Origin of the sequence: Streptomyces sp. NPDC005195, assembly GCF_040608315.1 — a bacterium.
GTDB classification, from domain to species: domain Bacteria; phylum Actinomycetota; class Actinomycetes; order Streptomycetales; family Streptomycetaceae; genus Streptomyces; species Streptomyces kaempferi.
This window is the reverse complement of record NZ_JBEXHZ010000001.1, coordinates 318,093-339,870: the sequence shown is the minus strand read 5'-3', so window position 1 is coordinate 339,870 and position 21,778 is coordinate 318,093. Positions and strand designations below refer to the sequence as shown.

The following is a 21,778-nucleotide window of genomic DNA, read 5'->3' as shown; positions in this document are numbered from 1 at the left end:
GGGGTGCTGACGTGCACGAGGGCGCAAACGGCGAGGGACGTCGTGTCGAATCCGAGGCGTCGGAAAATGGTGTGGACCAGGAATTCCCGGCATTGGAAAGGGAGTTGACCGTTTTCCTGCGACGCGCCCGTGCCAATTCCGGTGAGATGGCCCGGGAGGTCCACCCGGACCTGGAGTCCTCGGCGTACGGACTCCTCTTCCGTCTGGAGGAGTGCGGCCGCCAGCGCGCCACGGAGCTGGCCGCCTACATCGGGGTCGGCAAGGCCACGATGTCCCGTCAGCTCCGCGCCCTGGAGGAGCTCGGCCTCGTCGCCCGCGAGCCCGACCCGGCCGACGGCCGCGCCTGGCTCGTCCACCTCACCGAGGGGGGCCGGGAACGCTTCCGCCGGGTCAGGGAGGCGCGACGGGCGCGGTACGTGCGCGAACTCGCCGGCTGGGACCCGCACGAGGTCGCCGAACTCGCCCGGTTGCTGCACCAGCTGAACCAGGGCATGGAGAAGTAGGCCCCCGGCCGCTCCGCGGGCGGCCCGGCGCCTCGCGGCCGCCGCGCTGCTCCGCGGACGGTCCGTTTCTCCATGGGCCTTCCCCGCGAGGTTTCCCCAAGGGCCTTCCCCGCGGGGCCTCCCCGCGGGCCTCGTCCGCAGGCCTTTCCAGGGGCCGTCCGTTCCGCCGGGGCCTCGCCCCGCGCACCCGAGGGCGCCCCCGTTCAGTACTCCACGAACACCACCGTCGCGTCGTCGTGCGTCTTGCTCCGTCGCAGGCGTATCCGGGTCTCCGCGTCGTCGCGCTCCAGCGTCCGTACGCGGTCGACGAGAGCCTGCCCGCCCTCCTTGCGGAGGAGCGTGAACAGCTCGCTCCAGTCGCCCTCCCCGAACTTCTCGACCCAGCGGGTCGCGCCGTCCGTGAGGGCCGCCAGCGCGCGCACCTCCGCACGCGGGCGCACGCCCGTCACGGCCCGTGCCGCCACCGAAGGGTCCGCGGCGGCCGTGAAGAAGCCCCCCTCCTTGTTGCGGACCGTCGCGTCGGCGATCGCGTCCGTGGCGAGCCAGGCGCGCGGGACGAGGTCGAGGCGGCCGTCCAGGACCGGTGTCACCTCCCCGGCGGGGGACTCCAGCAGCAGGGCCGAGTCCGACAGGACCAGGTACTCGACCAGTTCGGCGGACCACCGCGCGACCACCACGGTTGCCTGCGGCGTGCGCGGGTGAGAAAGGTCACAGGAGCCGGCGTGGGCCTCGGCGGTGCGCCGGATCGCCAGGGAAAGGATCTCCGACAGGGGGAGATCTCGCCGGGAAACGGACAGTTCGGTCAGGGATCCGCCGAGCCGTGCCGAGAACCAGGCAACGGAATGAAGACATCCGTCGTCGCCCGGTGGAGGTGTCACGCCGTCGAGGAGGACCAGTGAACCCCCCTGCCCCGAGGCCGGAAGTCCGACCGATGCGAAGTCCTCATTGGGGCGGCCCGGGTCACCGGGTTCGGAAACGAGTTCGGTGCGCATCCAGTCAGTCTGCACGAGCTCTTCACAAGGTCCACGGAAGGCTGGCAACGGTCGCCGAACAGGTACGGACCCGCAGCTCAGCCGCCTGGTTTGGCATGGAATGATCAACTCCGGGAACGCGTGGCGGCGCATACTGCCAAAGCCCGCCGCCGACGTCCAACCGGCCCGCCGCGCAGGGGGACGCACACGCCGGAGGAACTTGCCCGCCAACTCCCGTCCGGGGTTCACTCCTTCGGGTGGCGGGTCAGTTGATGCGGGACCACCGCCCACCGGCACTGGGAGGGTCGGGAGCCGATGGGGGGGTACCCCTGCTCACGCCGAGTCGAAGGCGTGCGGAGGGCGGACACCTTCATCGACGGAGCGTCACCCGGGCCCTTGGGTACACGAGTCAGGAATGCGAGCACCGGTGCAGAAGATGCGGTCTCGGCGCACAGGCAGGCAGCCGGCCCCCGAGGGGGGCGCGGAACGCACGCCGGGGGCCGCGGGGGACACCTCCGCGGGCAAGGGCCGCGCCGCTCACGTGCGCAATCGGCTGATCGTCGCCGTGGCGGTCGTCGCGGCCGCCATCGCCGGCGCCGGAGCCCCCACGGTCATGGCCGCCTCGGAGCGGCTCAACGATTCCCAGAACCTGGTGACGCTCGCGCAGCGGACCCAGGAGGCGCTGACGCTCGCCCACGCGCTGGCCGACGAGCGCGACGACGTCACCACGTACATCGCCGCGGGCCGCCCCAAGTCCAAGGCCCCCTCCGAGCAGCGCAGCGCCCGGGTCGACCGACAGGTCACGGAGCTGCGGGCGGACGAGGACGCGCCCGCCGTGCTGCTGACCGACCTGGACGGCATCGGCGCGGTCCGCAGAGCGGCGCTCACCGGCAAGAGCGACGCTCTCGAGACCCACGAGGCCTACTCCGCCGTCATCACCGGACTGCACGGCCTCGCCGAGGACCTGGCCGAGCGGCTGCCGCCCCGGGCCGGTGCCGGTGCGCACTCCTTCGCCGAGCTCGACTCCGCCGTCCAGCAGTCGGCCGCCGCCCGCGGGCTGCTCCTCGCCGCTCTCGGCATCCCGCGCACCACCCGGACGGTCATCGACCCGCTCACCGGGCTGCCGACCACCACGAGCAGCTCTTCGGCCAGCGGCACCAAGCAGCGCGACGCGCTCAGCGCCGCCGCCCAGCGGGCCGGACTGCGCTCGGACGCGGCCCTCGCCGACTTCCGCGAGACCGCGCCCAAGGCCGCCAAGGCCTCCTACGACTCGACGGTCACCGGCCCGGACGTCACCACCGCCGACAAGTACCTCGCCGGTCTCACCGACCAGCCGACGTTCTCCGACGACGAGCTCGACACCAGCGCGAAGAAGGTGGACGCCGCGCTCTCCGCCCGGGTCGAGCTGATGCGCGGCGCGGAGGCCTCCCTCTTCGAGCACCGCACCAAGGGCCTCGAACTGCTGCGGGACGACGACGTCACCGCGCTGGAGGTCCGGATCGCCCTGATCGGAGCCCTGCTGCTGGTCACGGTCGGCGTCTCGATGGCGATGGCCCGTACGCTCACCCGCCCGCTGGCCGTGCTGCGGATCGGATCGGCCCGCCTCGCCGCCGACCCGGGGGCCGGGGAACCGGTCAGGTTCACCGGCCGCAACGACGAGTTCGCCCAGGTCGTCCGCTCCGTCAACGCGCTGCACGCGCACGCCGCGGGGCTGCACGAGCGGCTCACACCTCTCGAGACGGACCGCAAGCACCTCGTCGGGCAGCGCCGGCTGATGGCCGACGAACGCGACCGGCTGCGGGCCGAACTCGCTGAGGCCGCCTCCCACTTGGAGCAGGTGCGCGGCACCATCCACGGGACCTTCGTCAATCTCGCCCTGCGCACCCTCGGTCTGGTCGAACGGCAACTCGGCGTCATCGAGGGGCTGGAGGAGCGCGAGCAGGACCCGGAGCGGCTGGGCACGCTCTTCAAGCTGGACCACTTCGCCACCGTCATGCGGCGCCACAGCGAGAACCTGCTGGTCCTCGCCGGGCACGAGCACGTCCAGCACCACACGGGCCCGGTCCCGCTCGTCGACGTCGTGCGCGCCGCGGTCAGCGAGATCGAGCGGTACGAGCGGGTCCGTATCGCCGCCCTGCCGCCGCACGCCCATCTCGTCGGCTACGCCGCGGACGACCTCTCGCACCTTCTGGCCGAACTCATGGAGAACGCCTCGTCGTTCTCGCCGCCCGACCTCCCCGTCGAGGTCTCCGGCTGGCTCCTGGAGAACGGCGAGGTGATGCTCTCCGTGCAGGACGAGGGCATCGGCATGGCGGCCCAGCGGATGACCCAGCTCAACGCCCGCCTCTCCGCGTTCGACCCGGACGACACCTACGACCAGGAGAGCGGCGAGGGGCTCGGACTCGGTCTGTACGTGGTGGCGCGGCTCGCCCACCGGCACGGCGTACGGGTACAGCTGCGCGAGCAGAAGCAGGGCGGGACCGCCGCGGTGGTCGTCCTCCCGAAGACGCTGCTGTCCGCGTCCCCCGCCGGCACGGTCCCCTCGACCGCCCCCGTTCCGGGCGCCGCCCCCACGGTGACCCTTCCGGGGGCCGCCGCCGAGGTCAACTCCAACGTCCTGCGCGGACGGTCGGCCCTCGGGGCGACCGTGCCCGCCGCCGTGGCCGGGGACGAGGACCCCTTGATAGCCGCGGCGGAGGAGGCCGTACGGGACGCCGGCGCGCAGGACGCGCCCGTACCCGGTCCGTCGGCCTCCGAGACCACGATGGAACTCCTGGCGCCGGTGCCGCCGGCCGACGCGCCGGTACCGCCGCCACGCGGCCCGGTCACGTGGACGGGCGGACCGATGGCGTCGCCGGACGGACCGACGACGCCCGCCGCCGGACGGGTGACGGCGCCGCCGGACGGGCCCGCGACGGCGGCGGACGGATCCCGCGCAGCCGCGGCGGCCCCCGCCCAGCCCACCGTGCCCGCCCCCCGGCCCGCCACCGACCCCTACGCCATCGGACCCGACGTCCACGACCGCGTACCGGACGACGAGCCGGAGCGGGTCACCGACAAGGGCCTGCCCAAGCGCACACCGAAGATCTCCGCCCCCGCGCCTGCCCCCCGGGCGCGTACCGGCGGAGTGGACGCCGAGGCGCTGCGGCGCAGACTGGGCGGCTTCCACCGGGGTGCGACGGAGGGCCGCCGCGACGTCGAGGCGGAGATCTCCGAACAGACGGCACAGACACGTACCCCCGGCGCGCCGGACGGCCCGGCCACCGCGCCGCACCGGGCACCGGACGCGGTGGACGCATCGGGGGGCACAGTCGAGGAGGCAAGCAGTTGACCGCGCCCAGTACCTTCGGCCTGAGCAGCGAAGCCCGCAATCTGCACTGGCTGCTGACCAACCTCGTCGAGGAGGTGCCGGGACTCCTGTCGGTCGCGGTCGTCTCCTCCGACGGTCTGCTGCTGCTCTCCTCCGACCCCGGGAGGAACGCGGAAGCCCGCACCGGGACGGAGCAGCGCCCCACGGGCCCCAAGGGGTCCGCCGCGGACCTCGCCACCATCGTCTCCGGCATCGGCAGCCTGACCATCGGCGCCGCGAAGCTGATGGAGGCGGGCGGTGTCAAACAGACCATGGTCGCGATGGACGACGGCAGTCTCTTCGTGATGTCGATCAGCGACGGTTCGCTGCTCGGTGTGCACGGCGCCCCGGACTGCGACATGAGCGTGGTGGCGTACCACATGGCGCTCTTCGTCGGCCGCGCCGGCCATGTGCTGACCCCCGAACTCCGCAGCGAACTGCGCCAGTCACTGGAAGCCGAGCCGACGGGGAGTACCCAGTGAGTTCTTCCTCCGCACCCAGGCTCCCCATACGCGGCGGCGACCGCAAACCCGCCCGGGTCCGCCCCTACTCGCTCACCGGTGGCCGGACCCGCTTCGGGCACGTGCTGCTCGTCGAGACCTTCGTGGCGGCGCTCGAAGCCCCCGAGGAGCGCCGGGAACTGGCCAACGGGTCGCTCGAGACCCGGGTGATGCCCGAGATGCGGGCCATCGTCGAACTCTGCCGCCGGATGCGTACGGTGGCCGAGATCGCCGCCCTCCTCAGGATGCCGCTGGGCGTGGTCCGCGTGCTCCTGAGCGACCTGGCGGACCAGGGAAAGATCCGTGTGTACGGAACAGGTCACGGCCCGGGACAGCCGGACCGCGCTCTGCTGGAAAGGGTGCTCAATGGACTCCGTCGTCTCTGAGGGCGCGCCGCGAACCGCCTTCCCCGCCACGGCCCCGATGCCGCTCGCCCCGGTGCCGCTCCCCGGGCCGGAGTCCGACGAGAACCTCCAGGCCTGGCAGACGGACCGCAGCCGCGCCCCGATCGCCACCAAGATCGTGGTCGCCGGCGGTTTCGGTGTGGGCAAGACCACGCTGGTCACGGCGGTCTCCGAGATCACGCCCCTCCAGACGGAGGCGCTGATGACCCAGGCCAGCGAGGCCACCGACGACCTCAGCGCGACACCGGAGAAGCTGACCACCACGGTGGCCATGGACTTCGGCCGCATCACGCTCGACGACGACCTGGTGCTCTACCTCTTCGGCACACCGGGGCAGCAGCGCTTCTGGTTCATGTGGGACGACCTGGTGCGCGGCGCGATCGGCGCGGTGGTCCTGGCCGACACCCGCCGCCTCAAGGACTGCTTCCCGGCGCTCGACTACTTCGAGAGCTGCGGACTTCCCTACGTCGTCGCGGTCAACCACTTCGACGGCAGCGAGCCGTTCGACGCCACAGACGTGCGTGAGGCCCTCACGGTGCCTCCACACATACCTGTCATGATCATGGATGCCAGGCGTCGGATCTCGGCCGTCGAGACGCTCCTCGCGCTGGTGGGGCACGCGCTCGACGTGAGCTCCGAATAAGACGTACGCAGAGTAAGGACGCCCATGCGGAAGATACTCGTCGTCGGAGCCGGCCAGTCCGGACTCCAGCTCGCCCTCGGCCTCCAGTCGAACGGGTACGAGGTCACCCTGATGTCGAACCGGACGGCGGACGAGATCCGTACGGGCCGGGTCATGTCGACGCAGTGCATGTTCCACACGGCACTCCAGCACGAGCGCGATCTCCAGCTGAACTTCTGGGAGTCGCAGGCCCCGAGGATCGAGGGTCTCGGCGTCTCGGTCGCCGCCCCCGGCTCCTTCGACCCGGGTCCCTCGCAGCGCGCGATCGACTGGGTCGGCAGGCTCGACGGCTACGCCCAGTCGGTCGACCAGCGGGTGAAGATGGCCGGCTGGATGGAGACGTTCGCCCAGCGCGGCGGCCAGCTGGTGATACATGGCGCGGCGGTATCCGACCTGGACTACTTCGCCCGTACGTACGACCTCGTGCTGGTCTCCGCGGGCAAGGGCGAACTGGTGTCCATGTTCGGCCGGGACGCCTCCCGTTCGCCGTACGCGCAGCCGCAGCGGGCACTCGCCGTCGCCTATGTGCACGGTCTCGGTCCCCGCCCGGAGCACCCGGACTACGACGCGGTCCGCTGCAACCTGGTCCCCGGTGTCGGTGAGCTGTTCGTCATGCCGACGCTCACCACCTCCGGCCGCGCGGACATCCTCTTCTGGGAGGGCGTGCCCGGGGGGCCGGCCGACGTCTTCAACGGCGTCAAGGACCCGGCCGAGCACCTCTCCCTGACGCTGGAGCTGATGGAGCGGTTCGTGCCGTGGGAGTACGCGCGCGCCACCAAGGTCGAGCTGACCGACGCCAACGCGACACTGTCCGGCCGTTACGCCCCCACCGTCCGCAACCCGGTCGGCCGACTCCCCGGCGGCGGCCTGGTCCTGGGTGTGGCCGACGTGGTCGTGGCGAACGACCCGATCACCGGCCAGGGCTCCAACTCCGCCTCGAAGTGCGCGGCGGCGTACCTCGGCTCGATCCTGGAGCACGGCGAGAAGGAGTTCGACGAGGCCTGGATGCGTTCCACCTTCGACCGCTACTGGGACACCGCCCAGCACGTGACGAAGTGGACGAACGCCATGCTGGGCGTCCCGCCGGAGCACGTCCTCAAGCTGATCGGCGCCGGCACCCAACTCGAGCCGGTCGCCGACCGCTTCGCCAACGGGTTCGACAACCCGGCGGACTTCGAGAACTTCTTCTATGAGCCGGAGAAGACGGAGGCGTATCTCGCGGCGGTCGCGGGGGTCTGACCCGTAGCTGACCTGCGGTCGGGCTGTCGGCACCTGTCGTCATCTGTCGACGTCGGCCACCCTCGGACGGCCCACAGGCGGCCCGGCGCCGGGTCCCGAGCAGCCGATAGCGTTAGCGGCAATGGTCGCTAACGTTAGCGGCCCCGCTGGTGACCAAAACCGTTGGTGACCAGCAGGTTGGCGGTTAGCGAGCCATCTGGGCAGACCTCGGAATCGGACCGCACGATGCCTCCGGGAGGGGCATGACCGGTTGGCTAGTGCTGTGACCGCGAAGGTTCACCGGGTTGGGTCGTTTCGATGGCTTCCGCTACCAGTACAGTCGGCGCACTGAAGAAGCAGAGGAGCCCCGGTGCGCAAAAGAGACAGCAACGCTGATGGCCACGGCCAGCGGGCCGTGGCCATCAGGTGGATACAGGTCGTGCTGTTCGGCGTCGTTGTCCTGCTGGTCGGATTCCGTATCTGGGAGCGAGAGCACAGCGGTGGTTCGAGCGCGATCGTGTTCGGGCTGATGGCAACATTGGCACTGTCCATTGGCGTACTGGAACGCTATCGGGCAAACGCCGCCAAGCGATCTCGGTGACTCGCCCTTGGCGTTAGCGCCATACCGCGGCTCCCCGCCCATTTTGGTACGAGATGGTTCCCTGATCAGCTGGGCCTGCCAGTCAGTCCATGTGACCCGTCAGGTAGGCGATCAAGGTGGAGACACCAGCAAGCAGGAAAACGGCACCGAAGAACAGCAAGAAGTACGGCGCCACCTTGTTGATGGTCCACTGTGCCGCTTGGCGACCGTGAGTGTCCCCCCACTCAGGCATTGGCTGAGAAGGAGCTTGTCGGTACCGCCTCCGGAGAGCTACGCCTCCCACCACCACCACCGCACCGCCGATGAGAATGAACTGAAGAGACGCAGACGTCGACCAGCCGTTCGCCACGCAATGACCGTTGTGCAGAGTCTCGGAACTCGAACAGTGGATCAAGAGCCCCCCAGGATCGGAAGACAGATCATAGCTGCGGGGTGCAGACGAACGTCCAGGTCGTCGAAACTGCGGGGGACCGGCCTGCGGTCGACGAGGTGAGGGGTTGGCTGCGAGACTTTGGGCGGGAGCTGCCCTGGGGCGCGGGGCTCTCGCGGTCGGCGGAGTCTCAGTGACCGAGTCAAGGCGGAGCGTCGATCGCCAGTGCGGACGGCACCCTTACACGGCCAGGGCTTTGAGGTCCGTGCTCATCTTTATCAGGTCAATCGTGGGCCATCATCGCCAGTGGCCTCGCCCTGATCTCCCACGGTCGGCCAACCGCTGCCGTTCGCCGCTGCCCGCCGCGGTTCGGGCTCGTTGGTGTCAGCCATTGATGTCAGGAATCGGGCCGCCCTTGGTGTTGGGCCGCCGAGGAACTGAAGCACCGCGCCGCTCACGATGAGAATCATGGCCACGCCGGCGAGGCCCGAGCCCACTCCGAAGGACCACCCGACCGGCCTCGGCACTCCGTCCAAGGCGAAACCGGCACCGAACAGGATGAAACCCCAACCAGCCTTCTGGGGATGCCTGTACCGCGCTCCACGCCGACCACTCAAAGTCAGCAACCCCAAGGACGCCAACAAGCCCCCACAGGCCAACATGATCCACGAAGTCATAGCACCCCTCCGCGGGGAGATTAACCCGCGTGCGTTGAAGTCTTCACGAGGGGGGCAAGAGCGTGGAGTGTTCTGCCTGTAGTACGTAAGTCGGGCGAGCCGATCACGCCGTCAAAAGAAGCGTTCTGACCTGCTCCTTCTCCTGATGTCTGAGAGAGTCCTTCGCTAGATCAGCGAGGGACTCTCTTGCTGTCCGGACCTTCGGGCCGCCTTCTGATCCGTAGCTCTACAGAGATCGGTCATCAGCGGTCATACAGGCTGCCGGACGGAAGGTGACAGGCGCCGATGGCCATGGTCGGTGCCTGGACGGGAGTGAACGGGGCTGAATGAGACGGAAACGGAGACGGCCGCCCATGGTCCTAGAGCTGACCTTGCCACCATGGCACGTCCAGGCTGTCAGCCGGGATGGCCCTGGCCCTTGCCAGAATCTTCCCTTCGAGGGCCCACACGAGGTCGCGCAACTCACGCGCGCTCTTCCTGAGCAGCGCGTGAAGCACCTATGGCCCGGGGGCCTCGTCGCGAGCACGATGTCATGACACGGTGAAACCGTGGTGTGATCGCGTCCGCTCAAGTTGAGCCCGGGCGAGGGAAGCCCGTGTCGGGCGCAGTAGGATCCGGCCATCGTCGCACCTGGCCCAATGGGCCGTGGGGTTCGTCAAGGGGGGCACATGGTCTGGTCACGATTGCGTCGCGGGCGGGCGACGCCCAAGCTCCCCCATCCCGGCGTATGCGGGCATCGGCGACACACCCTGCGCACGGAGCGTCTCCTGCTTTACACCCCGGAGACCACGCAGGACCTCGTGGCAGCCATGGCTGCCGCTTCGGATCCTGAGGCTCAACGATGGCTCGGGTGGGACAAAGACGTTGTGAGCGCGCAGGTTCGCGGTGCCGTGCTTCAGCTTCATCCGGGTGACCCCGACTCCCGTCTTTCGTCCCCGGCGGCCCAGCGCCTGCTGGCCGGTGCCTTCGAACCTCGTCCGGACCAGGGTGAGATGTTGATCGCTGTGCGCGTGGATGACGGCAGATACGCCGGGGCCACGGGTCTGGATGCCGGCACCGGGCAGATCGGTGGGTGGCTGGTCCCTCATGCGCGTGGCCAGGGGCTCGGCGCGGAGCTGTTCGGAGCCGCCGCGCTCCTCGGCCATGCCCACCTGGGGCTTCAGACGGTTCGGGCAGGACACGAGCCGATGAACACCGCGAGCGCGCGGGCGCTGGCGAACGCTGGCTTCGTCGCGGACGACGGGCCGCCACGTCACACCCTGCCGAACGGCCGTGAAATTGACGCCCGCTGGCTGCGCCATACGACCATGAGGCCGACCTCCCGCTGCCGCGGCACCAGGCCGACAGTGTCGAGCGAGTGATCGCAGTGCTCGGTCGGCAACTGAGGGGCTTTAGGAGACGACGAGACATCGACGTTCGCCTGGTTCAAGCCGCCTTCCTACGGCCGTGGTGAAGACGCGACAGTTCGAAGCGCACCCGAGGGCATCCCGCCACAAACACCCAAGCCGACGCGCTGGCGCGATCATCTCCATGTGGCCCCCGAACACGACAGAGGACCAGCGTCGATCACGCCATTACCCTCTGACCAGCTTCGGAGGCGGTCCAGGCGCTGACCTGGGCGAACGGTCGGATCGTGGCTCTGCCCGACTGAGCTTCTTTTACCGTGATTCCCCGCTGTTCCCCGCTGGATCTGGTGCGTTTACGGTGCGGCCGTGGTGGATACCCACGGCCGCAACCTTCTGATCCGTAGCTCTATGCGGAGCGGCTGTTGGTGGTCATACCGGTCCTGACGCGGCTCTTCGAGGTTGCTACCGGTCGGGCCCGCTTGCTGGGGTTGCTGTACTGCGCTGCTGTACTCGCTACAGGTTGATCAGCCTGGGGTGGGTACTTGGACGCCCGTACGCCAGGATGCGCGGCAGCACGTCGCGCATGCGTGCCACGTCGACCGCCGGCGCCCGCAGCAAGGCCTCGACGATGGGGTCGGCCAAGCCGAGCGCAGCCAGCGACGAAGGGGCCAACGTCACCCGAAGCACATCTCCGTCCAGTTCCACCTCACGCACACAGCCATATGCGGTGCCCTGGTGCGGCGTGACAAGACAGTGGGTGTCCATCCCCAATGACGCTTCCTGTGCGTCGGGCTCCTCGAAGTCGCACATGAACAACAGGGAGAACCCCTCCTCGTCGTCCGACTCGGCCACACCCGCCATCACGCAGTCGTCTTGATCCGGATCATCGAACCCGCAAGCAATCTGCGCCGTGAATCTGTACGCCATGCGGGTGTTTCTAGCACTCGGGGCTGACGGTCTCGATCACTCGGGGGGACCCCAGACGAGACAACGGGAGCGGGGCCACCTTTGCTAGGTGCACCGCCCCAGTTGTATGGCGCTATGGCCTCATCCTTATCAGGTCGGTCACGGTGCTTCGTAGTACTGGGTTGATCGGCTGTCGACCTGAGGTGACTGGTCTGCGGGGGTTCGGCAGTGACCGCTGCTGTCCGCCCCTGTTGGTGTCAGCTGTTGGTGTCAGACAGATGTCACAGGGCTACGGCAACCGATCCGCTGTTTGTCGTCCGCACATCACGGAATGGGAGGATCACGGCACTGCCGGAGCCGGAGCCGGAGGCGGTGAAAGCTTCGGGAGATGCGTTCTGGTAGAGGGACCGGAGCAGAGTCGTTGCCTCGGCCGAGATGTCGAACTCTGCAAGGAGTCGATCAATAGGCCAGTTGCGCGCTGGCGTGACGATCTCGATGCCTACAACGCTGCCGTCATCAGCTACGTCCACCATCGTGCCGCTGTCGACCTCGACGGTTCGAGCTACAGGTACGTCGGTGGCATGCAGGTACATCGCGTCAGCGTCAAGGTCGTAGCTGAGTTCCACCAGACGGAGGCGTATCTCGCGGCGGTCGCGGGGGCCTGATTCCCGTCCCGGTGTGGGCCGAGCGTGCTCGGCCGGGCGGTTCGCGGCGCTCCTCCGAGGAGCGCCGGCGCCCGCGAGGGCCCGGGAAGTAACGATTCTTCACCACCCTGGTGCCAGGACACGCCGCTCCAGTTCTCACACACATGCGGACAAGACGTGTGTTATTCATCCATGCACACATATAAGCGGCGCACCGTGCTGGGTGCCTCGATCGTGGCCGTCGGCTCGGGAGTCCTGGCAGGCTGCTCCGGCTCCGACTCGGGGCCCGGCCCGCGCTCGGGGGCCGGGGCCGCCGGCGGCGGGGGCGGCGGCTTCGTCCCCCGGGGACCCGACGGCTTTGTGAACCCCTCCGATCCCGAGGTCCTCGCCGCCGAGCGCAGACGAGGCACCGGACCCGTGCGGGAGTTCCGGCTCACCGCCGCCGAGACCTCCCTCGACCTGGGCGGACGCACCGTCAGGTCCTGGGCGTACGGCGACGCGCTGCCCGGCAAGGAGGTCCGGGTCACCAAGGGGGACATCCTCGCCCTCACGGTCGCCAACCACCTGCCGGTGGAGACGACGCTGCACTCGCACGGGGTCCGGATGCGCTGCGACATGGACGGCGTGCCGGGACTGACCCAGAACTCCATCAAGCCCGGCGCGGACTTCACCTACCGCTTCGCCATGGCGCACGCGGGCACCTACTGGCTGCACTCGCACTCCGGCATGCAGCTCGACCGGGGTCTGTACGCGCCCCTGATCGTCGAGGACCCCAGGGAGCCCCTGGCCTACGACCAGGAGTGGGTCGTCGTCCTGGACGACTGGGTGGACGGCGTGGGCGGCTCCACCCCGGACGGAGTGCTCTCCCAGCTGCGCGGCGGCAGGGGCGCGCCGATGGACATGGGAGAGGGCGGTGCGCACAGCGGGTCCGGCCATGACGCGGCGGCCGGCGCGCAGTCGTCGGGCCATGACCACTCCACCGGCCCCTCGCGCATCCTGCGGGGCTCGCACAGCCGCATCCTGCGCAGCGAGGGCGGCAACGTCGACTACCCGTACTACCTGGTCAACGGCCGCATCCCGCAGGCCCCTTCGGTCTTCCGGGCCCGCCCCGGGGACCGCATCCGGCTGCGGATCATCAACGCCGGGGGCGACACGGCCTTCCGGGTGGCGCTGGGCGGACACCGGATGACGGTGACCCACACGGACGGCTATCCGGTCGAGCACACGACGACGGACGCGCTGCTGATCGGCATGGCCGAACGCTACGACGTGCTGATCACCGCCCAGGACGGGATGTTCCCGCTGGTCGCGCTGGCCGAGGGCAAGAACGCCCGGGCCCTGGCGGTCCTGCGCACCTCAACCGGGACCCTGCCCCAGCCCGCCGTGCACCCGCGCGAACTCGACGGCGAGGTGGTGCCGGCCCGACGGATGCGGCCGCACGAGTCCGTGGCGCTCAACGACTCCCGTCCGGACCGCCGGCTGCGCGTCAAGCTGACCGGCGGGATGCGGAGGTTCGACTGGGCCTTCGACCACGAGCCCTACTCCCTCGAACGCCGTCATCCGATCCGCGAGGGCGAACGGATCCGCCTGTCCCTCATCAACGCCACCAACATGTGGCACCCCCTGCACCTGCACGGCCACACGTTCGCCCTCACCGGCCTCGGCGCGGTCGGAGCACGCAAGGACACCGCTGTGGTCCTGCCGCACCGCAAGATCGTCGTCGACTTCTACGCCGACAACCCGGGACTGTGGATGCTCCACTGCCACAACCAGTACCACTCCGAGTCCGGCATGATGACCCTCCTCGGCTATCGCAGGTGAGAGCCGGACGCCGTGCCCTGCCGGACGGGACGCCGCGCTCCCGCCGGGCAGGACGACGGCCCCTACCGGTCGTTCCCTTCCGGTCCGTCGGCCGCCCCCGGGGGGAGCGCCGGCGGGGTGTCCTGCCGGACGGGCTTCCCGGCGGGGTCCGGCCGTACGGCGCCCAGGACCGGGTTGGCGGCGATCGGTGAAATCTTGATCCTCGTCCCGGGCCGCGGCGCCTGTACGACCATGCCGTCCCCCATGTACATGGCGACGTGGGTGGCCTCGGGGAAGTAGACGACCAGGTCGCCGGGGCGCAGCTCGGTCAGGGGGATCCGGGGCAGCCGCGCCCACTGTTCCTGGCTGGTGCGCGGAATGGGCTGCCCGGCGTGGTCCCAGGCCTGTGAGGTGAGCCCCGAACAGTCGTACGCCCCAGGTCCCTCGGCACCCCATCGGTACGGCTTCCCGAGCTGCTTCACGGCGTAGTCCACCGCCGCCTGACCCCGCGGCGAGGGGGCCCGTACGCCGCTCAGCGCCCCCGATGTCACCAGTTTCCGCTGGGCCGCTTCCGTCCCCCGCTTCTCCAGCGCGTCGAGTTCGGCGAGCTGCCGCGCGGTGAGCGAGGCGAGCAGTCTCTCGACGTCCTTCAGCCGGGCACGGACCTCGTCGCGTTCCTTCTTCTGCCGCGCGGCGAGGGTGAGCCGGCCGTCCAGTGCCTCGCGCGCCCGCCGCGCCAGCCCGTCGGTGTGCCGCTCGCTCCCGGCCAGCCGGTCCACGGCCTTGACCCGCTCCCGGGACAGCTGCCTGATCACCTGTCCCTCGTTCATCGCGCGCTGCGGATCACGGGTGAGCAGCAGCCGCAGGTACGAGGAGATCCCGCTGCTGCTCTGGTACTGCTGCCGGGCCAGCCGGCCCGCCGCGCCGCGGCTGTCGTGCAGGGAGAGGCGGGCGCCGGCGAGTCTCGCGTCGAGCCTGGCGACCTCGGCCCGCTGTCTCCCGAGCTTCTCCACGGTCGCGTTGTACGTCTCGGTGGCGCGCTCGGCCTCCCGGTAGCGCTGCTGGAGGGTCGTCAGCAAACGCGCCGCGGACCGCACTTCGGGGCCGCCCGCGCCGGCCCCCGCGGACGCCGAGGGCCCCGGGTCCGGGGCGGCCGCGGCGGGTACGGGCGCGAGCAGCGCCCCGGTCGCCACCGCGACCGTACAGACCAGGCGCAGGATGCGTCCTGACACTTCATCACCTCCGGTGCGGCGGTGGTACGTCCACCTCGCACCGGCAGGATCGGGCGCGCGCGTCCCGCGTGCGCGCCCGGTGACCGGTTCGGCCCAAGAAGGTCACTCGTCGGCGTGGGACTCCGGCGTGGCGTCACCGCCCCCGGCGCGCGGCCCGGACCACGGCCACCTCGGTCCGCCGGGCGCGTGGCCCGCGCGGCCCTCGGGGTCGAACGCGTACTTCCATCCCTGGTGCAGTCCCAGGCGCCTGCTCCGGCCCGCCTGGACGCGGCGGTAGACGAGGACGGTCGGCGGGCCGCCGGCCGCGTCCGGTACCGGTACGCGGTACACCTTCGGCGGGTGTCCGGTCAGACCGAGCAGGACGGGCAGCACACGCCCGTCCAGCGGGCCGCCCTCGAAGGGGGTGTCTTGGCTCTTCACCGCACCAGTGTCACAAACGCGCCGCTCGGGGGCGCCCATTGCGGGTCGGTGCGGGTCGGTGCCGGTCAGCGTGGGTCACTGCCGGGCCGTGCTGGGCAGTGCTGGTCAGAGGAGGCGCGCCGCGCCGTCGAGCAGCGGGACGACCCGCCGGGCCAGCACCCCCACCGCACCCTCCGGCGCCTCCAGGGCGAGCGCCGCACGCACGACGTCGGCGGTCTGCGGATCGCGTCCCGCGCTCGCCACCAGCATCGCCACGAACTGCTCCACCAGCCAGTCCCGCAGCTCGTCCAGCGGCGGTTCCTTGCCCCCGTCGAGCCAGCTGAGCGACGCGCCTTCGACGGCGGTGATCCACATCCGTACGGTCATCCGCAGCCGGGGCCCCGGGTCCCGTACGGCGAGATGGTCGACGATGTGGTCGGCGGCGGCCCGCCGTACCCCGTCCACTATGGCGGTCGTCCTGGACGTCTCGACGACACTGCCCCCCTGCAGCAGCGCGCTGAAGCCCGCGTCGTGCTGGTCGACGAAGGCGAGATAGCGGTCGAGGGCCCGCGACAGCCGTTCGCTCAGCGACCCCTGCGGCGGCTCCGCGAAGCAGTGCTCCAGCTCCTCCGCGGCGGAGCGCAGCGCGGCCTCGTACAGCTGCTGCTTGCCGCCCGGGAAGTACCGGTACACGAGGGGCCGCGACACCCCCGCGGCCTCCGCCACGTCGTCCAGCGAGACCTCCTCGGGCGCCCGGTGCGCGAAGAGGGTCAGCGCCGCCTCGAGGAGCTGTGAACGCCGCTCCTCGACACTCAGGCGGCGGTATGCGGGGGTGGGGGCCGCGGAGGTCATGTCGGCAGCGTAACCCGTGGGTTCGCCCCCGCCGCCCCTGCTCGCGGCCGCCCGGCGGGGCTCCGTCCGTGGGGAAGTCCCGGGCCCCGCGAGGGGCACCGGCGTGGCGCCCCCTCAGGCCAGCAGCCCAGAGGCCTTCCACAGCCGCCGCCCGACCCCGCGCAGTACACCGATGTCGTCGAGGAAGTCTGTCAGGCGCTTCGCCCCGGTCTGCATCACCTCTTGCCGGTGCCCGCTCGCCCGCACCTGCGCGACGGCCTCGCGCCGGTCCAGACCGACGTTCGTGTAGACCTCGGGATGGACGAAGGCGACGGAGAAGACCCGGGCGAACTCGCCGGAGGTGACGCGGGTGAACTCCTGGGACCAGCGTGGCGCGGTCACCATCTGGCGCCGCAGCTCCTCCCGCGCGTACCGCACATGCCGGGCCTCCTCCACCACGTGGATGCGGGTGACGCCGCGCACCAGGGTCTGCACCCGCTCGTCGGGGAAGGTCAGCCGCTGCATCCAGTCCAGGATCTCCTCGCCGAGCAGTGTGGCGGTGAAGGAGCCGGGGGTGGTCGAGATGGTCTTGAAGAGCCGCCCGAGATTCAGATGCGCGCGGCTGACCGGGTAGTGCGGTGTGCCGCCGCGCGAGATCAGCCGGGCGAACATCTTCGAGTGCCGGCACTCGTCCTCGATCTCGGTGAGCGCGTACCGCACGTGCGCGCTCGTGGCCGCCTTGTCGTAGATGTGACGCACCAGCAGCTGCATCAGGATGATCTCGAACCAGATCCCGAGGGAGGCGAGTGCCGCGGCCTCGTGCCGCGAGAGCAGGATCCGCTGCTCCTCGCCCATCCGCTTCCACAGCGGGGTGTCGTAGAGCGACACCAGCTCGGGCGGCCAGAACCACTTGCCCTCCTCGAAGGGGGCGTCCCAGTCCAGCTCCTTGTCCGGGTCGAAGGAGTGCTTGGCGGAAGACGCGAGCAGCCGTTCGGCCACCTGTTCCCGGTCCTTGAGCAGGCCGAGCGCGTCGCGGAGCCCGGCGAGCTCGTCGGGTCCGTCTTCCGTCACCGTCGTCATGACTGTTCCCACCTCGTCGTACGCGATCTTCAGGAGTTACCGGCGGTCATCTCTTATGAGACTGCCTGTCAGCAAGCCCGTCAATCCCCTGTGCGCGACTTGTTGACGGCACGTCTACCCCGTGTGAGCCTGCGAAGCATGCCGACGCACGAGCTGTACGCCAAGGACCCGGGAGACCCCCTCTGGCAGATACCGGCCTCGGGGGCAGCACGCTTCAGCTGGGAGTACGACGACGGTCGCGCCCGGCTCCTCGCCCTGTACCAGAAGGGCAAGGACAAACAGTGGGACGGACAGCGGCGTATCGACTGGGACATCGAGGTCGACCCGTACGATCCGCTCGGCACCCCCGACGAGGCGATGACCCTGTACGGGACCCCGCACTGGGCGAAGCTGACCGACCGGGACAAGGGCGACCTGCGCCGGCACTACACCGCCTGGCAGTTCAGCCAGTTCCTCCACGGGGAGCAGGGCGCCATGGTCTGCGCGGCGCGCATCGTGGAGTCCGTCCCCGACCTCGACGCGAAGCTCTACTCGGCCACCCAGACCATGGACGAGGCCCGGCACGCGGAGATCTACGGCCGCTTCCTGCACGAGAAGATCGGGATGCTCTACCCGGTCAACGACAGCCTGGGCTCCCTGCTCGGCGACACCCTCCGCGACTCCCGCTGGGACATGCCCTACCTCGGGATGCAGGTCCTGATCGAGGGCCTGGCGCTCGCCGCCTTCGGCATGATCCGCGACACCACGGACAAGCCCCTCCCCCAGCAGATCCTCGCCTACGTGATGCAGGACGAGGCCCGCCACGTCGCCTTCGGCCGCATGGCGCTGCGCGACTACTACCGGCAGCTCTCCGACGCCGAACTGCGCGAACGCGAGGAGTTCGTCATCGAGGGCTGCCACCTGATGCGGGACCGGCTGCGGGGCGTCGAGGTGCTGGAGAACTTCGGCATCCCCAGGGCCGAGGCCGAACAGTACAGCGAGCAGTCCGAGTTCCTGCACCTCTTCCGCCGGCTGCTCTTCAGCCGCATCGTCCCCTGCGTCAAGGACATCGGCCTGTGGGGCGAGCGCCTCCAGCAGGCGTACGTGGACATGGGCGTCTTCGAGATGGGCGACTCCAGCCTCGACCTGCTGATGTCCCAGGACGAGGAGATCGCGGAACGGCTGGACGCGCAGCGGTTCGCGGCGGAGGAGAAGCGGCGCGTGGCCGAGGTCGGGGAGATGATCGAGTCCGGGGCGGACTCCTGAGAACCGTGCGCCGCTCGAACCGTGGCGCGGCAGCCTGAACGGGGACGGTGTGTCCGCACACCGGGCCGCTCGAACCGTGCTGTCCTCAGCCCGTCGGTGACGGTGTGTTCGCACCGCGGCGCGGTGGCCCGCGGGGAACGGTGTGTGCGCACCGAGGCCTGCCGGCCCGCCTCGGACCACATACTCGGACACCAGTACGGCACCCCGTTCCGACCGGCATGATCCTCCCCATGACGCCCGAGCCGCACTCCGTCCAGACCGATCGTCCGTCGGCGCGCCGCAGCCTGGAGGGACTGGCCCTGGGCGACGCCTTCGGCGAGCGCTGGTTCCCACTCTTCCGCGACCGTCCCCAGGCCTACGCGGAGATCCGCGCACGGCGCACCCCGCACGAGCCGGCCTGGCACTGGACCGACGACACGGCGATGGCGCTGGGCCTGCTCAGAGTCCTCGACCAGTACGGAGAGATCCGCCCACGCGAACTGGCCCAGGTCCTCGCCCTGGGCCACGACGCGGACCCGGCCCGCGGCTATGGCCACGGAATGCGCCAACTCCTGCCCCGGCTGCTCCAGGAGCCGGAGCGCTGGCCGGAACTGGCGCGGGAGCTCTTCGACGGCGAGGGCAGCCTCGGCAACGGTGCGGCCATGCGCGTCGCTCCGCTCGGCGCCTGGTTCCATCGGAGCCTGCCGCTCGTCGCCGAACAGGCGGCACTCTCGGCCCGGGTGACGCACGCACACCCGGAGGGGGTCGCGGGAGCGGTCGCGGTCGCGACGGCGGCCGCGCTCTCGGTCCGGGGCGAACTCGACCTCACCGCCGTCGCGGCCGCCACCCCGGCGAGCGCGGTCCGCGACGGCCTCACCGAGGCGGCCCAGGTCTCCTTCACCACCGAACCCTGGAAGGCCGCGGACCTCCTCGGCAACGGACAGCGCGTCCGCGCCGACGACACCGTCCCGTTCGCCGTCTGGTGCGCGGCCCGCCACCCCGGCGACCTGGTCTCCGCCCTGTGGACCACGGCCGAGGGCTTCGGCGACGTCGACACGACCTGCGCCATCGCGGGCGGGATCGTCGCCGCCCGCACCGGCGTCGACGACGTACCGCAGGAGTGGCTGCGGCGCCGGGAGGCGCTGCCCGGCGCCGCCTGAGCGGTCGGACGACTCCCCGGGCGACACGTCCGGGCCGCCCGGTACCCCCGTCTCAGTTGTTCCAGCTCTCGTCGTACGGGTCGCGCGGGGTCGGGACCGGCTTGGCCTCGGTGACGTCGAGGAAGGGGATGACCCCGTCGTTGACCGGGTCCTCGGCCCGCTTGCCGGTGTAGGTGCCGGTGACCCGCAGCCAGGCGTCGGGCCGCAGGACGGGCGGGATGTGCCCGGTCAGACCGATCTTGACCGGCTGGGCGTCGGCGGCACAGCAGTTGAGTGCCATCCGGACCAGGTACGGGGTGCCGTCGTGGCCGAGGGCGACGAAGCCGGTGACCTCGACCCGCCGGTTCCCCAGGGTGCGGCCGTGACCGTACGCGGCGCGCCCCGCGTAGTCGACGACGCTGAGCGGGAGCGGGTCGGTGGCCGGCAGGCGCGGGTAGGCGAGGGGCGCCTGCAGGGCCGTACCGGTGTGCAGGGCGCTGTAGGAGCCGAGCGCGGGCGGGGCGACCAGGATGAGGGCGAACAGGGGCAGGACGAGGAGCCAGGAGACACGGGGTTCCCGGTGCGCGTGCCCGTGGCCGTCCGCGCTCCCGGCCCCTTGCCCGGCGTCCTCCCCCGCGCCCGCCGCGTGCCGGTGTCCGTTTTTTGACGCGCGCCGGTCGTACCAGACCGTCGCCAGCGCCGCGAGGATCAGGACGACACCGGCCGCGAGGAGCAGGGGTCGCAGCCCGGCCTTGACATAGCGCAGATAGAGGTCGGTGAAGCCGGCGTGCAGGACCGCCGCCCCGACCAGGAACATGATCGCCGCCTGGGCCTGCCGGTTCACAGGAGCACCGTCCCGACGAGCACCGATCCGAGGACGGCCAGCGCGAAGGTGGCGGGCGCGAACCGCAGGGCGAACCCGCGGCCGAACGTGCCTGCCTGCATGGCGAAGAGCTTCAGGTCGATCATCGGTCCCACCACGAGGAAGGCCAGCCGTGCGGTCAGCGAGAACTGGGTCAGGGACGAGACGACGAACGCGTCGGCCTCCGAGCAGATGGACAACAGCACCGCCAGGACGGCCAGGGCGAGGATCGCCACCACCGGGTTGTCGGCCGCGGCGTGCAGCCAGCTCGCCGGTACGACGGCCTTGAGCGTGGCCGCCGCCATGGCCCCGATGACGAGGAAGCCGCCGGCGTGCATCACGTCGTGCCGTACGGACCCCCAGAACGCGGCCCCCTTGCCGAGGCCCTCGTGCGAGGGGCGGGCCGGCGGCCGCAGCCAGTCGGCACGGCCCAGTCGCTGCCACAGCCACCCCATCGAGCACGCCACGATCAGACTCGCCACGAAGCGGGCCACGACCATCTCGGGGTCGCGGGGGAACGCGACGGCGGTGGCGGTCAGCACGATCGGGTTGATCGCCGGCGCCGACAGCAGGAACGCCAGCGCCGCCGCCGGTGTCACCCCCCGGCGCACCAGCGCCCCGGCCACCGGCACCGACGCGCACTCGCAGCCCGGCAGCACCGCCCCCGCCAGCCCGGCCACCGGCACGGCCAGCGCGGGCCGCTTCGGCAGCGCCCGGGCGAAGAACGCGGGCGGGACGAACACCGCGATGGCCGCCGACAGCAGCACGCCGAGGACGAGGAAGGGCAGCGCCTGGAGGACCACCGCGACGAACACGGTCATCCAGCTCTGCATCACGGGCGCGGACAGGGCGCCGCGCACCGGGCCCTGCGCCAGCACCAGCACGACCAGCAGCATGACCAGCACGAGCGGCGAGCTGAACTGCCAGCCCTGCGGCTCGTCGGCCCGCGGTTCCTTCACCTCCGCCGACGGTTCTGTCACCTCGGCCGGCGGTCCGCCCGCGCCCTCCGCCGGCGGTCCGCCCGCGCCCTTGACCGGGAG

20 protein-coding genes are annotated in these 21,778 nt (G+C 70.8%); 11 read left to right on the top strand and 9 right to left on the bottom strand.

What is annotated here, in order from left to right; all coding sequences use genetic code 11:
• The first annotated feature begins 11 nt into the window (after positions 1–11).
• Positions 12–503 (top strand): MarR family transcriptional regulator, encoded by a 492-nt coding sequence (locus tag ABZV34_RS01475; protein WP_356270329.1) that lies wholly within the window; start codon positions 12–14, stop codon positions 501–503.
• Positions 504–706: 203 nt separating this feature from the next.
• Here ABZV34_RS01475 and ABZV34_RS01470 read toward each other — a convergent pair whose 3' ends face one another.
• The gene (locus tag ABZV34_RS01470; RefSeq protein WP_356270327.1) at positions 707–1,495 is read right to left on the bottom strand and encodes a hypothetical protein; all 789 of its coding nucleotides are present in this window, start codon (positions 1,493–1,495) and stop codon (positions 707–709) included.
• Positions 1,496–1,889: 394 nt separating this feature from the next.
• Between ABZV34_RS01470 and ABZV34_RS01465 the strand changes: the two genes are divergently transcribed.
• The 7 genes from ABZV34_RS01465 (at position 1,890) to ABZV34_RS01435 (ending at position 10,636) form a co-directional block, all read left to right on the top strand.
• Complete coding sequence (locus tag ABZV34_RS01465) at positions 1,890–4,805, top strand: nitrate- and nitrite sensing domain-containing protein (protein WP_356270325.1); 2,916 nt, start codon at positions 1,890–1,892, stop codon at positions 4,803–4,805.
• Positions 4,802–5,305 (top strand): roadblock/LC7 domain-containing protein, encoded by a 504-nt coding sequence (locus ABZV34_RS01460; RefSeq protein ID WP_356270324.1) that lies wholly within the window; start codon positions 4,802–4,804, stop codon positions 5,303–5,305. Before ABZV34_RS01465 ends, ABZV34_RS01460 begins: the two co-directional genes overlap by 4 nt.
• Positions 5,302–5,709, top strand: a complete 408-nt coding sequence (locus ABZV34_RS01455) for a DUF742 domain-containing protein (RefSeq protein ID WP_356270322.1) — start codon at positions 5,302–5,304, stop codon at positions 5,707–5,709. The genes ABZV34_RS01460 and ABZV34_RS01455 overlap by 4 nt, the downstream gene beginning before the upstream one ends.
• 37 nt (positions 5,710–5,746) lie before the next feature.
• Complete coding sequence (locus tag ABZV34_RS01450) at positions 5,747–6,370, top strand: ATP/GTP-binding protein (RefSeq protein WP_356270714.1); 624 nt, start codon at positions 5,747–5,749, stop codon at positions 6,368–6,370.
• Positions 6,371–6,394: 24 nt separating this feature from the next.
• Positions 6,395–7,648 (top strand): styrene monooxygenase/indole monooxygenase family protein, encoded by a 1,254-nt coding sequence (locus ABZV34_RS01445; protein WP_356270320.1) that lies wholly within the window; start codon positions 6,395–6,397, stop codon positions 7,646–7,648.
• A 349-nt stretch (positions 7,649–7,997) separates the two neighbouring features.
• Positions 7,998–8,228, top strand: a complete 231-nt coding sequence (locus ABZV34_RS01440; RefSeq protein ID WP_356270318.1) for a hypothetical protein — start codon at positions 7,998–8,000, stop codon at positions 8,226–8,228.
• A gap of 1,685 nt (positions 8,229–9,913) precedes the next feature.
• Complete coding sequence (locus ABZV34_RS01435; protein ID WP_356270316.1) at positions 9,914–10,636, top strand: GNAT family protein; 723 nt, start codon at positions 9,914–9,916, stop codon at positions 10,634–10,636.
• Between the two features lie 498 nt (positions 10,637–11,134).
• Here ABZV34_RS01435 and ABZV34_RS01430 read toward each other — a convergent pair whose 3' ends face one another.
• Both ABZV34_RS01430 and ABZV34_RS01425 read right to left on the bottom strand, forming a co-directional pair.
• On the bottom strand, positions 11,135–11,548 hold the full coding sequence (locus ABZV34_RS01430; protein ID WP_356270315.1) for an Imm10 family immunity protein: 414 nt from the start codon (positions 11,546–11,548) through the stop codon (positions 11,135–11,137).
• Positions 11,549–11,808: 260 nt separating this feature from the next.
• Positions 11,809–12,153 (bottom strand): DUF2283 domain-containing protein, encoded by a 345-nt coding sequence (locus tag ABZV34_RS01425; protein WP_356270313.1) that lies wholly within the window; start codon positions 12,151–12,153, stop codon positions 11,809–11,811.
• Between the two features lie 210 nt (positions 12,154–12,363).
• Here ABZV34_RS01425 and ABZV34_RS01420 point away from each other — a divergent pair, with 210 nt between their 5' ends.
• Positions 12,364–13,992: a multicopper oxidase family protein gene (locus ABZV34_RS01420; RefSeq protein WP_356270311.1), complete on the top strand. Its 1,629-nt coding sequence runs from the start codon at positions 12,364–12,366 to the stop codon at positions 13,990–13,992.
• Between the two features lie 62 nt (positions 13,993–14,054).
• Here ABZV34_RS01420 and ABZV34_RS01415 read toward each other — a convergent pair whose 3' ends face one another.
• From ABZV34_RS01415 to ABZV34_RS01400, 4 genes are all read right to left on the bottom strand, one after another.
• On the bottom strand, positions 14,055–15,203 hold the full coding sequence (locus tag ABZV34_RS01415) for a C40 family peptidase (RefSeq protein ID WP_356270309.1): 1,149 nt from the start codon (positions 15,201–15,203) through the stop codon (positions 14,055–14,057).
• A gap of 102 nt (positions 15,204–15,305) precedes the next feature.
• Complete coding sequence (locus ABZV34_RS01410) at positions 15,306–15,623, bottom strand: hypothetical protein (protein ID WP_356270307.1); 318 nt, start codon at positions 15,621–15,623, stop codon at positions 15,306–15,308.
• Positions 15,624–15,728: 105 nt separating this feature from the next.
• On the bottom strand, positions 15,729–16,454 hold the full coding sequence (locus ABZV34_RS01405; protein ID WP_168530205.1) for a TetR/AcrR family transcriptional regulator: 726 nt from the start codon (positions 16,452–16,454) through the stop codon (positions 15,729–15,731).
• A 114-nt stretch (positions 16,455–16,568) separates the two neighbouring features.
• On the bottom strand, positions 16,569–17,513 hold the full coding sequence (locus tag ABZV34_RS01400) for a diiron oxygenase (protein ID WP_356270305.1): 945 nt from the start codon (positions 17,511–17,513) through the stop codon (positions 16,569–16,571).
• A gap of 138 nt (positions 17,514–17,651) precedes the next feature.
• On the opposite strand from ABZV34_RS01400, the gene ABZV34_RS01395 reads away from it, so the two are divergent.
• Positions 17,652–18,758: a ferritin-like domain-containing protein gene (locus ABZV34_RS01395; RefSeq protein WP_356270303.1), complete on the top strand. Its 1,107-nt coding sequence runs from the start codon at positions 17,652–17,654 to the stop codon at positions 18,756–18,758.
• Positions 18,759–18,988: 230 nt separating this feature from the next.
• Positions 18,989–19,897 (top strand): ADP-ribosylglycohydrolase family protein, encoded by a 909-nt coding sequence (locus ABZV34_RS01390; RefSeq protein ID WP_356270301.1) that lies wholly within the window; start codon positions 18,989–18,991, stop codon positions 19,895–19,897.
• Between the two features lie 52 nt (positions 19,898–19,949).
• Here ABZV34_RS01390 and ABZV34_RS01385 read toward each other — a convergent pair whose 3' ends face one another.
• Both ABZV34_RS01385 and ABZV34_RS01380 read right to left on the bottom strand, forming a co-directional pair.
• Complete coding sequence (locus ABZV34_RS01385; protein WP_356270299.1) at positions 19,950–20,720, bottom strand: TIGR03943 family protein; 771 nt, start codon at positions 20,718–20,720, stop codon at positions 19,950–19,952.
• On the bottom strand, positions 20,717–21,697 hold the full coding sequence (locus ABZV34_RS01380) for a permease (RefSeq protein ID WP_356270712.1): 981 nt from the start codon (positions 21,695–21,697) through the stop codon (positions 20,717–20,719). The genes ABZV34_RS01385 and ABZV34_RS01380 overlap by 4 nt, the downstream gene beginning before the upstream one ends.
• Positions 21,698–21,778: the final 81 nt, after the last annotated feature.

Bases quoted from the DNA above. Each gene is read 5' to 3' on its own strand.
- ABZV34_RS01470 (WP_356270327.1), bottom strand. From the start codon at position 1,495: ATGCGCACCGAACTCGTTTCCGAACCCGGTGACCCGGGCCGCCCCAAT.
- ABZV34_RS01465 (WP_356270325.1), top strand. From the start codon at position 1,890: ATGCGAGCACCGGTGCAGAAGATGCGGTCTCGGCGCACAGGCAGGCAG.
- ABZV34_RS01450 (WP_356270714.1), top strand. From the start codon at position 5,747: ATGCCGCTCGCCCCGGTGCCGCTCCCCGGGCCGGAGTCCGACGAGAAC.
- ABZV34_RS01445 (WP_356270320.1), top strand. From the start codon at position 6,395: ATGCGGAAGATACTCGTCGTCGGAGCCGGCCAGTCCGGACTCCAGCTC.
- ABZV34_RS01435 (WP_356270316.1), top strand. From the start codon at position 9,914: ATGGGCCGTGGGGTTCGTCAAGGGGGGCACATGGTCTGGTCACGATTG.
- ABZV34_RS01430 (WP_356270315.1), bottom strand. From the start codon at position 11,548: ATGGCGTACAGATTCACGGCGCAGATTGCTTGCGGGTTCGATGATCCG.
- ABZV34_RS01420 (WP_356270311.1), top strand. From the start codon at position 12,364: ATGCACACATATAAGCGGCGCACCGTGCTGGGTGCCTCGATCGTGGCC.
- ABZV34_RS01405 (WP_168530205.1), bottom strand. From the start codon at position 16,454: ATGACCTCCGCGGCCCCCACCCCCGCATACCGCCGCCTGAGTGTCGAG.
- ABZV34_RS01400 (WP_356270305.1), bottom strand. From the start codon at position 17,513: ATGACGACGGTGACGGAAGACGGACCCGACGAGCTCGCCGGGCTCCGC.
- ABZV34_RS01395 (WP_356270303.1), top strand. From the start codon at position 17,652: ATGCCGACGCACGAGCTGTACGCCAAGGACCCGGGAGACCCCCTCTGG.
- ABZV34_RS01390 (WP_356270301.1), top strand. From the start codon at position 18,989: ATGACGCCCGAGCCGCACTCCGTCCAGACCGATCGTCCGTCGGCGCGC.